The following is a 14,573-nucleotide window of genomic DNA, read 5'->3' as shown; positions in this document are numbered from 1 at the left end:
AACAAAGCATATAGCGTAAGAAAATAATCGGTTTTTCTGTACTCAGATAAACCGATTATTTCATCAATTACGTTGCGCGTGCTATGCAAATAAATAAAATTTTATCAAAGAATATAAGGCAATTAACCATGGTGGAATTGATGAACGCTACAAGTTTAACCAGAGAAGGCGCAACACAAACAGCTCAAAATGAAGTCGTGTTAAATGCCGCTTATATCAATGGGGAGTGGATTGAGATTGAAGCGCCTGAGACTGACTCTGACAATGCAAGCTTTGACAATACAAATAACCATGCCCTATATGACCCCAGTTCAGGCGAGATAATCGCAACGACGCGCTTGTGTACCAGTGCTAATGTAGAGACAGCGGTCAGAGCTGCCTCTGAGGCTTATAGCAGCTGGTCGCAGACTGATGTTAGCGAGCGCGCCCGTTATCTAAACGTGATTGCAGCGTCTATGGAGCAGCAATTCGATAAGTTGGTTGGGTTATCTGTGTTAAATAACGGTAAGCCAATCGAGGAGGCAAAAATAGACGTGGGAGACGCCATTGCTTGCTATCGTTATTACGCCAATCTGATCACTTATCAAGCCACTTGGTCTGAGGTGTCCACGCTTGAGTCAGGCATACGACTGCTAAAGACCTACGCGCCTGTGGGTATTTGCGCGCTGATTACGCCTTGGAATTTCCCTATGGTGACGACGGCTTGGAAGCTAGCACCTACGCTAGCGGCGGGCTGTACTGTATTATTAAAGCCATCTGAGATGACATTATTACCAGAGCTGATGCTCGGCAATATCCTATCCGAGATAGGACTGCCAAAAGGCGTGGTCAATATCTTACCGGGCGCAGCTGAAGTAGGCGCTGCCATGACCAGCCATCCGCTAATTGATAAAGTCTCTTTTACCGGCAGTAATGTGGTCGGCGAAAAGGTCATGAGTCAAGCGGCTAAGAGTGTCAAAGACATCAGCCTAGAGCTGGGCGGCAAGTCAGCCATTGTAGTATGCGCAGATGCCGATATCGACCACGCTTGTGATTTGATCATTGGTGGTATATTTACCAATGCTGGTCAAATATGCTCGGCGACCTCACGACTGATTGTCCATCAAAGTATTGCTGAGCCGCTATTTGAGACATTGAAAGTTAAAACAAAAAACCTGAAAATTGGTGATGGTTTTGCAACGGATACGCAAATGGGACCACTGGTGAGCAAGCAACAACTGAACCAAGTCAAAAAATACTTTGAGATGGCTACGACCGAGCAGCTCAATTGCTTAACGGGTGGCGAGATTGTAGATAGCACAGGATATTTTGTGACGCCAACTATTTATACAGACGTGCCAACGACCAGTCAGTTATGGATGGAAGAAGTGTTTGGACCTGTACTAGTCAGTACGACTTTTGCTGAGAATGCAGAGGCCATTCGCTTAGCCAACGACAGCAAATTTGCCTTGGCAGCGACTATCGTGAGCGCTGATGAAACAGCAGCGCTTGAGATGGCGCTGCAAATTCAAGCAGGTCACATTTGGATTAATGAGCAACAAATTGTCCTACCAGAAGCAGGCTGGGGCGGGTTTAAGCAAAGCGGTATCGGACGTGAGCTGGGCGGCGATGGCTTATCCGCTTATCAAAAGAGCAAGCACGTCTTGATGGCTGATTAAATAGATTTTGTTAACTATCATAGAATATTTTACCTAGCTGTTAATATCGTTATTGATAGCTAGCGTCATGATTGTTATCTAGTTTTTTTCTTATATTAACTTTACTGCCGCGCCCATTAAGGATAAAATTGAGCAATCATTCAAATTTTATCGCCGTGCTCATTTTTACATGAGATCACGGCTTTTTACATGGGGCATGGTATGTCACGCAGCGCACTCTATAATCGTCAAGACGCTCTAGAGCGAGCCTTACAGCTTTTTTGGCAAAAAGGCTTTCATGCCACCTCATTAAAAGACATCGAACAAGCGCTCGATATGCGTCCAGGGAGTATTTATGCTGCTTTTGGTAGTAAAGACGGCCTGTTCCAAGAAGCACTAGAGTACTATGCTCGTCTAGGATTGACTGAGCTTGAGCGCGTATTAAGCCACCATCAGTCGCCTTTATCAGGTTTGGCCGCTTACATCAGGCAGCTGGGCGGTATTCGTGATAAGGGATTGCCGAGTCGCGCCTGTATGCTGGTCAAAAGCTTACTAGAGCTGGGCGCTCGTGAGCAATCTGCTTTAGAAAAAGTAGAGCTGCTACTGTCAGGGATGGAGACGCGCTTTATAGAGTGCTTTCAAAAGGCTCAAAAGATAGGTGAGATAGACAGTCAGCTTGATGCAGTGAGGCTAGGACGACGACTACAAGCAGAAGTCATGGGGCTGCGCGCTTTCGCACAGCGCGATGTTGAGAGCTCGACAGTACATGACCTTGCTGAAGATATGGCATTCTCTATAGAAGCACTCTCTATAGAAACACTGTGCCTCGATCATTCAGCGAAAGCCTAATAGTCGATTGTAAAACGCTATCGCTGTGACATCTCTAACTGCTTGAGGGTATGGTAGCCGCCATGTATGCGGGTAAAGATCGTAATCGCGCAAGCAGTCGCAAAGATACCAGCGAGCAGTACAAAATGCTGTGGCCAAACGCAAAACGCGACAAATAGCGCGATGGTTTCGGTGCCTTCGGTGAGGCCGTTCAGATAGTAAAAGCTTTTGAACTTAAATTGAAGCTTATCCAGTTTAAATTTCTCTGCGGCAATCGCAAATGCCAAAAAGCTCGAACCAGTTCCGATAAAAGCCGCTAGCAATAGCGCGCCTGCAATAGCGTTTTGTACAGGGTTGGCCAATATAAACCCGAGGGGCACTGCTGCATAAAACAAAAAGTCGAGCGTAATATCCAAGTAGCCGCCTGCGCTTGAGCTTTGCTGTGCATGACGTGCCAATGCGCCATCGAGACCATCAAAGAGTCGATTCACGATAATGACTGCTAGTGCGCCATACCACAGCTCAAAGGCAATGAGTGGCAATGCCAACATCCCAATCAAGAACCCAATGACTGTCAGCTGATCTGCGATGACACCGCGTTTGTGCAAGATCACAACGACAGGATTTAGCATCGGTTTGATAATAGGCGTAATAAATTTGTCTAGCATGCGATCTGCCTTTTGTGGTTCGCTTATACTGTGTTTGGACGTTTGAGCATGATGTCCAAGGTTGGCTGGCTATCGCTCAAGGTGAATGACTTTGCCGCCTGCTGCTTCGGCATCGCTCTCATCATGTGTCACCATGATAGCAGGGAGCTTGTACGTCTGTATTTGTTCAAACACCAGCTGGCGCGTATCTTTTCTCAGCTGAGTATCAAGCTTGCTAAAGGGCTCATCCAGTAGTATCGCTTTGGGTGCGCCAAGTAAGGTCCGTAGTAGTGCTACGCGTGCTTGTTGACCACCTGATAAGTTATCAGGATGCCGATCTCCCATACCTGCCAAACCCACTTGTGCTAACGCGTGCGCTATTTTTTCGAGTCGCTGTTTTTTACCGCCGTTTTTATTGTCTTTTGGCATCGCAAAAGCAATATTGCCTGCCACTGACAAGTGCGAGAACAGCAGCGCATCTTGATACAGTACACCAATACCACGCATGTGCGCTGGCAGGTGAGTGACGTCTTGATCGTTTAGCCATACCGTGCCAGTTGCCGTAAAATCCTTGGATAATGATCCTGTCAGCCAGTTGAGCAAGCTTGACTTGCCGCTACCAGAAGGTCCCATTACGGTGAGTATGTCGCCACCAGCGATATGCTCATCCATACTGAGTAATCGCTCGTTTTGACGAAACAGCTGTAAGTCTTTTATCTGTAGAGATGATGGCATTGAGAACCTTTTATATGCGTTTTTAACGACTGATATTTTTCATGAATCTTGTTTTTGATGACCGTTTTTATGAACGATCAGACTGCTAGCGATCGCCACTTCTAAAAAATAGCTTTGGCAATATCCAAGCCAGTATAAAGCCAATGAGCGGTAGCGCCATTTGTATGATGGCATAAACGGCACTGGTGCGCCTACTGGCACCGTTCGCGAGTGTCACCGCTTCTGTCGTTATCGTGGCGATACGACCGCCGCCTGCTAGTAATGTTGGTAGATACTGACCAAAACTAATCGCCAAACCAAGTGCGATGGCAATCAAAATCGGGGCAAACAATTGCGGCAGTTTGATTTGAAAGAACACCTTAATGGGTGCTGCACCTAGGCTAGCTGCCACATGAGCAAAGCGAGGATCTAGACGTCGATAGCTACTGGCAAGTGACAAAAACACATAAGGCAAGACAAACAATACATGTGCAAAGGCAACATTGAAAAATGCTGATTGGTAATTGAGCCATTGCTGTATCCACACCAAGCCAAACAAAAAAGCAATGCTTGGCACCAGTAATGGCAAATAGATAATCAAACTGGTCAAGTTTGAAAGATACCTTGCACGCAATTGCTCGGCTTCTAGGCACAATAGAGCAAGTACAATCGCAAACGCAGTGCTGACAAGACCGATAGTCAAGGTGTTAAAAAGTGGCGTACCCATCTGTGCAAAGGCACTATCAAAATGTAGCCAGACAAACTGCTCTGGTAGCATCGCTGGGAATCGCCAATAGCCAGCGATAGACCATAATGCCAGACCCACAAGCGAGAGCAGCATAAAACCGATAACGAAGACAGTAAGTACCCCAGTAATTTTCAGCCATGCCGTATCCGCATATCGGCGTTTGCCATTTATCAAAGAAGCACCGCAGCACGCTTTGATGACTTTTTCACCGCCTAACCAAAAAGCAACCAATCCTGCCGTCAATGTCAGCTGCAATAATGCTCCTGCAGAGGCCTTTATACGCAAGGTCAAATCCACATCATTAAACCAATTCATGATAGAGACGGCGAGCGTGGGCGGGGTGTTAGGACCGAGTATCAATGGCATCTCGACGCTCGCACTGGCATAAGCGAGCACCGCCAATATGGGCAAACGTAAAAAAGGGTATAACAGAGGCAATACCGCCTTAAAAAAAGCAGTGATCGGGTAGTAACCGAGATTGAGTGCGACTTTATATTGCTGTCGTAGCTTTTTGCCAAGCTCAGGCTGTGCTAACGCGCCTAATGCCATTAATAACAGAAATGGGAGCTCTTTTAGCGTCAAACCCAATATGATACTGATGCCATAAGGGTCATGTGGCAATATACCGTTTGGTGCCAACGCCCAGCCGCTGAGCCATGGAGAGATGAGCCGTGCAAACATCCCAGACGGCGCAATCAAAAACCCTACCGCAATGGCGGCTGCAGCATGAGGAATGACTAAGATAGGGCTTAGTAAATGCTCAATACGTTGTAGCCAGACGCTGTTAAAAAAGGCTGCCAATATCATCAGTGCGAGAATAAAAGCAAGTAGGGTGCTGATGAGTCCAGTAGCAACGCTCAAGGCGGCCATTCGAGTGAGTCCTGGCGTTTGCCAAAGCTCAATAAACCCTTGTAAGTTGAGCGTGGTTCTATCGAGCGCAGGCACCCAGCCAAAAGCAGGCAACACCACACCAATCAAACCACCCAGCACAGGTAGTATCAGTATCATAACCAAGAGTTTTGGACTCAACGCTACAATACGTGTAAACCAGTCTGTTTGTTCAAGGACAATAGGATGGGCGCGCGCTTGCGTCTTTGCTATTTTGTCAAAACCCTGACTCATGGGCTGACCCCGTAACGCATTTGCCAACCTTGCATAATGGCATCTACCCAGCTTGGATGCGGTTCACTCACTGTGCGTGTGATGCTATCAAAGGGTAGGGCGCTTGGGTATGTTTGCTTACTATCAAACAATGCTTGCTGCTCAGGACTGAGTGTCGACTGGACCAGTACGGTTTTGTCGCCCCATACGGCAGGAATTTGCTTGTGTGCCTGTGCCTCTGGACTCATCAAAAAGTTGGCGACTAGCTGCGCGGCTTGTGGGTGGCTTGCGTTATAGGGAATGGCAACAAAGTGCGTATTACTCAAGCTACCATCATTCATCGCGTAACTGCGTATGCTTTCGGGCAAATCATAACGTTGCACGGCGGCAGGCACTTCAGGCGCTGAGAAAGTAAAGGCCAAACTCAGCTCGGTATCATCGACCAAACGGCGCATCTGAGCACCAGTCTGTACGAATTGCTCACCATCACGCCACAGCGTTGGGTGAAAGTCATCCAAAAATGCCCACAATGGATCTAGTACGAGTGCGGTGTTTTGTTCAGTGGCAGGCAGGCTCAATTGCGCTTTGGTATTCTCGCCCGTGTCAGCATCGTGCTGCTCATGGAGCATGACCAAGGCATATTTTAAAAAGCTCATACCCAAAAAATCAGGCGGCTTTGGGTAGCTAAAGCGTCCAGGATTATGTGCTGTCCAAGTGGTGAGTTCATTGAGGGTGGTCGGCGGTGTATTGACAGAGAGAGTGTCATAATAAAAAGTCAGTGAAGCCTGTCCCCATGGCGCTTCCATACCATTGGTTGGTACACCAAAGTCATAATTTACTGTCGGATTATTATTGGGATCAGTCAATGAGAAATTCGGCAGTTTATTTGCCCAGTGCTTGAGTAACAATGAGTTTTCATTCATGGTGGCAAAGTTAGCGCCATTAATCCATACCAGATCAACACTGCCCTTATCGTTATTGTTGGCTGACTTTTCCGCGAGTACAAGGCTGACTGCCTCACTGGTATCGCTTAATTTGACATGAACCAAGTTAATATTATACCTATCATCAACTTGCTCTGCGGCCCACTGTAAATAAGCATTGATCTGTGGATCTCCGCCCCACGCATAGAAGTAAACGTCTTGGTTCTTACCTTGCGTTTCTATCTGTTGCCACGGCGACAGCGTTTGGTCACTAGTAGCCGTATCAGTAGATGCCGTACTGGCAGAAATACCAACACAAATGCCAAGCAACATTGCATAAGCACTATATTGCTTAATGCGTCTTAGCATCGGTAAAGAGGAAATAGCGTCCATTCAAGCGTCCGTTGTACTGATATATTTTAGTTAAGCTAGTAAAAAGTTATCAGCTCAACCAGATGATCTCAGGCTTGTTTTGTCTATTAGGTTATTTATCGGTAAATGCCTAACTAACCACGACGCCATGTATGATATTTCTCTAACCAGTTCAATACTTTCTCAGGGGCATGATTGCGCTTCCATTCACCAGCGACGTATTTGTTGCCCTCCGCCCATGTGGGGTAAGTATGAATCGTACCTAGGATTTTGTTCAGTCCTAAACCATGTTTCATCGCTAGTACAAACTCGCTCATCAAATCGCCAGCATGCTCAGCTACTATCGTCACGCCTAGGATTTTGTCTTTGCCTTTAGGGGTAATGACTTTGATAAAGCCTTTGGCGGCGCTATCAGTAATCGCACGATCTAATTCTTCAAAGTCGTAGCGCGTCACTTCAAAATCAATCCCTTTATCGATTGCTTCTTGCTCGTTCAAACCAAGACGAGCAACTTCTGGATCAATGAAAGTCGTCCATGGAATCACTCGGTAATCGACTTTGAATTTCTTGAAGTGACCAAACAAGCCATTGACAGCAGCGTACCAGCCTTGATGCGACGCCACGTGCGTAAACTGATAGGGCCCAACGATATCGCCGGCTGCATAAATATTAGGATACAGCGTTTCTAGATATTCATTGGTGACCACCGTACGATCTGTTTCGATGCCTAGCGCTTCAAGTCCATAACCTTCAAGACGGGCGCTACGACCGACTGCACACAGCAGCTCATCGTATTCAAATGCCATTTCTGGTTGTAGGTTTTCTTGTAGGCCTTTTTGCTGACCGCTTTGATCCTCATCACCCAACTGCTGAACGATAATGTACTTTTTGCCATCACGAATCTCGCAGCGAACCGCTTGGTGTGATGTCAAAACCTTCACACCACTGGCTTCTAGTGCGTTTTGGGCAAATTCAGAGACTTCCTCATCTTCTTTTTTCATAAGACGCGTGCCGCGCTCGATTTGCGTGACATTTGAGCCTAAACGTGCAAATGCTTGTGCCAGCTCAGAGCCAATAGGGCCACCCCCAAGTACGACGAGCTTTTTGGGTGTTTCATCAAGCGTTGCAAATTTATCCCACAAAGTATCGCTGGTGACATAACCTGTCTCCTCGAGACCTGGAAGTTTCGGGATAAAGGGACGTGCGCCAGTGGCAAGCACAATCGTGCGTGCCGTGAGCGTCTGGGTGCCGCCATCGTTGAGTGCCACCTCAACGGTCCAAGGATCGATGAGTTTTGCATACCCTTTTAATACTTCAACACCCAGATCGGTATAGCGCTCGACACTGTCGTTTGGTGCAATCTCAGCGATAACGTCGTGTACACGCGCTATGATTTTTTTAAACGAGAACTGCGGCTCGGTGTTCTCTAAACCGTAACGCTCAGCCGTGCGCATTTGCTCGGCAACTTTTGCACTTTTGATAATGGCTTTACTCGGAACACAGCCATAGTTCAAGCAGTCACCGCCCATCTCGCCCGCTTCAATGAGCGTGACTTTTGCTCTGACGGTCGCCGCGATATAACTGGTGACAAGGCCGCCAGCACCCGCGCCGATGACGATCATATTGTGGTCAAAGGTTTTGGGCTTGTTGTAGTTTTTATAGACACGGCGTTTCTTAAACATATTCAACACTCCTTTTGCGATTAATGGGAACAAACCCAATAGCGCAAACGAGACAATCAAGTCGAACGATAATATGCCTGATAGACTCTCAACCTGTGCCAATTGTGTCCCTGCATTGACGAAGACAAACGTACCAGCGAGCATACCGACTTGGCTGACCCAGTAGTAAGTCCATGACTTGATAGCGGTAACGCCCATCAATAGATTAATTAAAAAGAACGGAAATATCGGTACCAAACGGAGGGTAAATAAATAGAACGCGCCTTCTTTTTTAACCCCTTTATCAATCGCTGCTAGCCGCTCAGGGAAGCGCCGCTTAATGGTATCGCGTAACAAATAACGTGAGGTCAAAAATGCAAGCGTTGCGCCTATTGTAGAAGCAAAAGAAGCAATGAGTAAGCCTTGAACCAAACCAAACAGTGCTCCAGCTGCCAGCGTCAAAATAGTTGCGCCAGGTAAGGAGAGCGCGGTGACGACCACATAGAGTAAGAAGAAACCACCAATAACCAATAATGGAGACTGAGCTTTATACGCATCAAACTGCGCCATCGACCCTTTTAAGCCCTCAAGCGTCAGTAGTTGATTGAGGTCAAAATAAAAAAAACTTGCCGCTAGGATCAATATTAATAGTATTAAGGATATTCTTTTAATCATGATTTTTCCGGCTAAGTCAGAGAGCGGAGGAGAGCTTCGAGGTTGTGGCGATATGGTTGAAGCACGAGTTCTTGCGTGATCGTAAATATTATATTGAGTCTAACGGTCATTTATTTCATTGAGTAGGATTATATTGTACTGAATGTTGAGTGACTGTTCAATTAAAAGCTCTATCCATCCGATAAAGTAGACAATCTGATAAAGTAGAATGAGAGGCATCACGCTTAAGCGTTCTCTGTCATTAACTGGCTGATGATTTTCATAATAAACTGTTTATTAAACCGCAGATAGCAAAACCCCCTCATAGAATGGCTGCTCTATGAAGGGGCTTTGACTGAATGCTTGTCTGAGTAGTCAGACGAGTGATTACCACATCAAATCGTCTGGAATCACATACGCGGCGTAAGGATCATCTTCTTCCATCGTGTCTTCAGCGGTATCATTGGACACCACCATAAACCCTTCCATTTTTGTATCGATACGATCTGCGAGTGGGCGCGGCAGTAACGCATAGCTGTCCTCTAAGCGTGCAATTACGACATGACCTGCTACGATTTGATCGTATAGCTTCTGAGTGATTGAGATTTTTTTCACTTTAGACGCATCGACGAATTGATAGCTGACGTCACCATCCGTATCGGCTATCTGATGCTGCTTAATCATTTGAATGATGTTAGCCCTCAGCGCCTTTTCTTCTAAAGCTTGCTGTTTTTGCTGATTGAGCTTTTGGTCTTTCTCAAGCTTTTGCGCTTGAGCCTCTGCCAACGCTTTTTTGGTCTCCAAACTCTCTGAGTCACCAATACGCTTGGCATGCTGCGTTTGCTTGCTGATTTTTTTGGCTTTTTTACTATCGACCAATCCAGCCTTTAATAGTTGAGCCTGTAGGGCATTCTTTGCCATAATTCAATCACCTAAATAACGATACGTAAGTCTTAAATACTGAATCATAAATACTAAAAGAGGTATTGTAGCAAACTTTACTAACGCTTGTGGTTAGACAATGACCAGAGTTCATCAGGATGTTAAACAATACTCCTGTAAACCATATAGAGTCGTAGTGCTAGTACGTTTGTGATTCTAGAAAAGCGTGTACATCGCTGGATGAAACCGACCAAATTGGGTATCATCAAATTAAGGGAGCGGTTTTTAGAAACATCCCTCAAATAATGGGCATAGCTTGGTCATGTATAACAAGCTTTATGGGATTAAATAACACATCTAAGGACAGATTATGACAACATCACAGCACATTCTAGCCTGTATTGACGGCTCAGCAGTGACTGAATCGGTTTGTGACTATGCAGCATGGTATGCCAGCAAACTGAACTTGCCTGTTGGGTTGCTGCATGTCAGCGACGTCCCCGCTTCAGTCAGACGTGATCTGTCAGGAGCGATAGGGATAAACAGCCGCCAGTTTTTGTTAGAAGAGTTGTCTCAGCTAGATGAGCAAAGGGCAAAAGTCGTCAATAGCTATAGCAACGCCTTAGTACAAGATGCAAAAAGCCATATCCAAGGCAGCTTTGCGGATGTCAATGTGCGCATTTATCAACGTCATGGCAAACTGCTTCCTAGCATCGAGCATTTCAAAGAAGAAAATCGTGCGATCGTTATGGGCCGCCGCGGTGAAGACCACAAGAATAGCCGCATCAATATCGGCAGCCAAATCGAAACGGTAGCTCGCGCATCGGATATCCCTATACTGATTTGCTCAGAGACTTTCAAAGAGCCTAGCTCATATATGATTGCTTTTGATGGTAGTAAGACGTCTATAAAAGCGGCGTGGATGGTGTCAAAAAGCTCTTTATTAAAAGGTTTAAAAGGTCACATCGTGATGGTCGGTAATCATAATGATGCTGCCAAGCAAAGCATGAGTGCCGCCGCTGCTAAATTAGAAGATGCAGGCTTTGTTGTTGAGGCGCATCATTTATCTGCTTCTGATGCCGTTGATGGACTGTTGACGTTTCAAGTCGACAACGACATTGACATCATGGTGGTTGGTGCTTACGGACACTCTAAATGGCAGCAGTTGTTTCTTGGCAGTACCACCACAGAAATCATTGCAAGTACCTTATCCCCTGTAATTCTGGTACGCTAATGGATGTATTGATAATTTGTCCTTGATCGCTTGTTTTTCGATAAAGCGACACTAAATTAAGGCCGTGCCTTGTTCGAGACACGAGCGAGCAGTGTAACGCTCTCAGCAGCGCAATATTCATAAAGAGGATTGGTTATCGATATTTTAGATAACCAATCTATATCTCATAACGGCTCACTTGCTGACGCCACTCATTCTATCTTTGGAACCCCTTATGCGTATCAATGCAGATTTTTCACGTCGTGCTTCGCTAGCACCTGAAGACCACGGGTGGGTCAAATCACCACAGAATGGCGTGGAGCGAGTGATGCTTGACCGCATCGGTGAAGAGAAGGCTCGTGCGACGAGCCTAGTACGTTATGCACCGAACTCTTATTTTCCGCACCACCTGCATCCCGGCGGCGAAGAGATTCTAGTATTGTCAGGGACTTTTTCTGCAGACGATACCCATTATCCGGCAGGTTGGTACGTGCGCAATCCACCAGCATCCGGTCATAGGCCTTATAGTGATGAAGGCGCAGTGATTTTCGTTAAACTACGGCAGATGTCACCTGATGAAGCGAATCATGTGGCTATCGATACTCACGATGGTGCCAATTGGCAGCGACAAGGTGACCGTGACGTTTGTCCTCTGTTCTCAGATGATGTCGAGCAGGTGAGCTTGCAACGTATAGAGGCAGGCGAGTTGTTATTCAATGAGCCAATCCTTAATGGCGCAGAGCTGTTAGTCATTGCAGGCGAGCTGGTAGATGATGACCGAGTCTATCAGCGTTGGGGGTGGTTACGTCTGCCTGCAGGTGAGTACGCGCAAATCACAGCAGGACGAGAGGGCGCGACGATATATCTAAAAACAGGGCATCTAAGCCAAGTAGTGGGCTTGGAAATAAATGAAGCCTAGATAAAATTTGTGGAAAGTACTGTATCAACTGTTTGAGTAACTCATAAACGTAATATCCAACACATCAATCTTTCATATTCAATGTGTTAGATGCGCTGTAGGCAGTATCTTGAATATAGTCAATTCTCTATAAAAGAGTGACAGCGTTAACCTCACTTGAATTATCACATATACATCTGCGCTCGGTTGCTTTGTATTTCTTTTAAACTGAATCAACTATATCATCTGACATCCGCCAATCGTATTTTAATATTGAAAACGCTTCCGAAATGGAGACGTTTTTTATGCTATTTATTCAGTTGTTTTGAGATATAGTTGATAGTGTTCAATGATAAAGAGTTTATGCAGTTGGCTCGACTGTGTCACGCGTGCCTTTGATTATTTTATAGCAGACAAGCGCCACCATGACCATTGGCTGTCTTACTGTTCAAACGAACTGATTATTTATAAGTCCAAAAAAAATTACTGTCGTTTCGCGGTCGATAATATGGCAGGGTATATCGACTTTATCAAAAATCGCATCACCACGTTTCTAACCTTACTTGAGCTATCCATGGCATTTTACAAAATGCTACTCAAGCTAGACGATTATCCAGAATTTCACGATGTGTTAGTAGGCTTTGATGTTCAAAGCTTTTATCAAGCCTTACATACACGCGCCAATCACCTCATGAATGGTTTTTTCTTTCCAGAAATGGCTATGTTCTATAAGGCTTCACAGACTATCTTGCACGGATTTTTTATCCGCCCTCAGTCATTTAGAATGCGTATTGATGACGTGGAGCACTATCTATCAGGATTAATCGCGTATCAGCGTTTTTTGAAAAGCGCAGCTTATCCGAAGCTTGCCAGTAAAAGTGATACAGTTATTGAATAATCGTTATTAAGGCATTGGATTTCATCGTACTACTTCTCATAAACCTTCTACTCTTAGTTAGAGTTTTCAGGAAGGTTTTGGTTACCTTTGATATTCGCCTCATTTCTTAGCTGTTGCTGCACATCAATTTTTTGTTGATTACGTTTTTTGACCTCATTAATAGCGGTGCTCAGCTGGTCGTTGATTTCTTCTACTTCAGATTTTGCTGAGAGGTAATCTTTATCTACAACCGAGCACTTTTATACTAGGCGTTTTTGGTCTCAAAGTCAGCCAGCATCTCTGTGATCAGCTGGTCTTTTTTGTGCCATACCTGCTCAACCCAGTCAAACATCTGCGCTTTTACCGCGTCATTTGTTTCATAACCACCATTTTTGATTGCCGTAAATAACTCTTCAGGTATCTTGATATGACGCACATCGACGCCTAGACGTTTGATGTTGCCTTTCCATAAGTCACTATAAGTGGGTATGCCGTCAGGATAGACAATCGTCATGTCCAAGATACCGTCGATCTCCGAACCTAGGGCACTCAAAGCAAGTGATAATCCGCCAGCACGGGGCTTGAGCAAGTGCTTATAGGGTGAATTTTGTTTGTCACGTTTGCTAGGGGTGAAGCGCGTTCCTTCCAAATAATTTAGCAAAGTAAAAGGCTTGTCTTTGAGTAGCGCACAGGCTCGTTTGGCCTCTTCGATGTCTTTACCCTTTAAAGCAGGGTTTTTGGCAATGGCTTCTTTAGAATGTCGACGCATCATAGGGAAGTCGAGAAAGTAGAAAGCCTGCCCAATCACCGGAATATAGATGAGCTCAAACTTTGTAAAAAAGCGCGTCAATGGTAGGCGCTTTTCACTGATATATTGCATGATGCTGGTATCGACCCACGATTGGTGGTTGCTGATCAGTAGGTATTGTCCGTCTGTGTGTACATCATCAGGCAAGCTGATACGCCAGTCTTTACGAGGCAGGACATTGTCGATGACGGCATTATTACTATTGATCCAGTAATTGGTGACATCGATAACGGCTTTGTCAGCGATAGCAGCACCCGTGAAGGCTTTGGCAGCGCCCATTATCCATACAGGAGGTCCTGCCAAGATACTATTAAAGGTAATCACACCAGTTGCTGTGGTGAGTGATGCCGCTTTGCCCAATTTTGGGGCACGTTCATGTAGTTTTTGAACGATTGATTTCAATCGCATAGTAAGTCCTTTTTCTCATACCAGTGATGAGGTGTTGATAATATTACTGCATGATTTTAGCAGAAATAAATCTCAGTATACGAGTGTTAACAACAAATAATACACAGCACCTTTAGTAAAAAGTATTATTTTTGCCATAAAAAAGCGTACTAAGGCATGACTTTGATACGCTTTTTTTGAATTGTCGCCTATTTAAGAAAGG

At 45.4% G+C, this 14,573-nt stretch carries 12 protein-coding genes; 5 read left to right on the top strand and 7 right to left on the bottom strand.

Features of this window, described 5'->3' with window-relative positions:
* Positions 1–140: 140 nt before the first annotated feature.
* Both JMX83_RS11585 and JMX83_RS11580 read left to right on the top strand, forming a co-directional pair.
* Positions 141–1,658, top strand: coding sequence for an aldehyde dehydrogenase family protein (locus JMX83_RS11585; protein ID WP_201601916.1), 1,518 nt, complete (start codon positions 141–143; stop codon positions 1,656–1,658).
* Positions 1,659–1,859: 201 nt separating this feature from the next.
* Positions 1,860–2,486: a TetR/AcrR family transcriptional regulator gene (locus tag JMX83_RS11580; protein WP_201601914.1), complete on the top strand. Its 627-nt coding sequence runs from the start codon at positions 1,860–1,862 to the stop codon at positions 2,484–2,486.
* Positions 2,487–2,503: 17 nt separating this feature from the next.
* On the opposite strand, the gene JMX83_RS11575 is transcribed toward JMX83_RS11580, so the two are convergent.
* From JMX83_RS11575 to JMX83_RS11550, 6 genes are all read right to left on the bottom strand, one after another.
* Positions 2,504–3,133 (bottom strand): CDP-alcohol phosphatidyltransferase family protein, encoded by a 630-nt coding sequence (locus tag JMX83_RS11575; protein ID WP_201601912.1) that lies wholly within the window; start codon positions 3,131–3,133, stop codon positions 2,504–2,506.
* A gap of 69 nt (positions 3,134–3,202) precedes the next feature.
* On the bottom strand, positions 3,203–3,847 hold the full coding sequence (locus JMX83_RS11570; protein ID WP_201601910.1) for an ATP-binding cassette domain-containing protein: 645 nt from the start codon (positions 3,845–3,847) through the stop codon (positions 3,203–3,205).
* An 85-nt stretch (positions 3,848–3,932) separates the two neighbouring features.
* Complete coding sequence (locus tag JMX83_RS11565; RefSeq protein WP_201601908.1) at positions 3,933–5,696, bottom strand: ABC transporter permease; 1,764 nt, start codon at positions 5,694–5,696, stop codon at positions 3,933–3,935.
* The gene (locus tag JMX83_RS11560; RefSeq protein WP_201601905.1) at positions 5,693–6,991 is read right to left on the bottom strand and encodes an ABC transporter substrate-binding protein; all 1,299 of its coding nucleotides are present in this window, start codon (positions 6,989–6,991) and stop codon (positions 5,693–5,695) included. Before JMX83_RS11560 ends, JMX83_RS11565 begins: the two co-directional genes overlap by 4 nt.
* Positions 6,992–7,104: 113 nt before the next feature.
* Positions 7,105–9,306, bottom strand: a complete 2,202-nt coding sequence (locus JMX83_RS11555; RefSeq protein ID WP_201601902.1) for an FAD-dependent oxidoreductase — start codon at positions 9,304–9,306, stop codon at positions 7,105–7,107.
* Between the two features lie 366 nt (positions 9,307–9,672).
* Positions 9,673–10,206 carry a DUF2058 domain-containing protein gene (locus JMX83_RS11550; RefSeq protein WP_201601899.1) on the bottom strand — a complete coding sequence of 178 codons (534 nt, stop codon included), beginning with the start codon at positions 10,204–10,206 and terminating at the stop codon, positions 9,673–9,675.
* A 331-nt stretch (positions 10,207–10,537) separates the two neighbouring features.
* Here JMX83_RS11550 and JMX83_RS11545 point away from each other — a divergent pair, with 331 nt between their 5' ends.
* From JMX83_RS11545 to JMX83_RS11535, 3 genes are all read left to right on the top strand, one after another.
* A complete protein-coding gene (locus JMX83_RS11545; protein WP_201601896.1) occupies positions 10,538–11,401 on the top strand; it encodes a universal stress protein in 864 nt (287 codons plus the stop codon).
* Between the two features lie 214 nt (positions 11,402–11,615).
* Positions 11,616–12,299 carry a cupin domain-containing protein gene (locus JMX83_RS11540; RefSeq protein ID WP_201601893.1) on the top strand — a complete coding sequence of 228 codons (684 nt, stop codon included), beginning with the start codon at positions 11,616–11,618 and terminating at the stop codon, positions 12,297–12,299.
* A 487-nt stretch (positions 12,300–12,786) separates the two neighbouring features.
* Positions 12,787–13,176, top strand: coding sequence for a hypothetical protein (locus JMX83_RS11535; protein ID WP_201601891.1), 390 nt, complete (start codon positions 12,787–12,789; stop codon positions 13,174–13,176).
* 244 nt (positions 13,177–13,420) lie between these two features.
* On the opposite strand, the gene JMX83_RS11530 is transcribed toward JMX83_RS11535, so the two are convergent.
* A complete protein-coding gene (locus JMX83_RS11530; RefSeq protein ID WP_201601889.1) occupies positions 13,421–14,371 on the bottom strand; it encodes an acyltransferase in 951 nt (316 codons plus the stop codon).
* Positions 14,372–14,573: the final 202 nt, after the last annotated feature.

The organism is Psychrobacter piscatorii (genome assembly GCF_904846415.1).
Lineage (GTDB): Bacteria > Pseudomonadota > Gammaproteobacteria > Pseudomonadales > Moraxellaceae > Psychrobacter > Psychrobacter piscatorii.
Note: the sequence above shows the minus strand (reverse complement) of the source record. Positions and strands in the feature narration are given on the sequence as shown.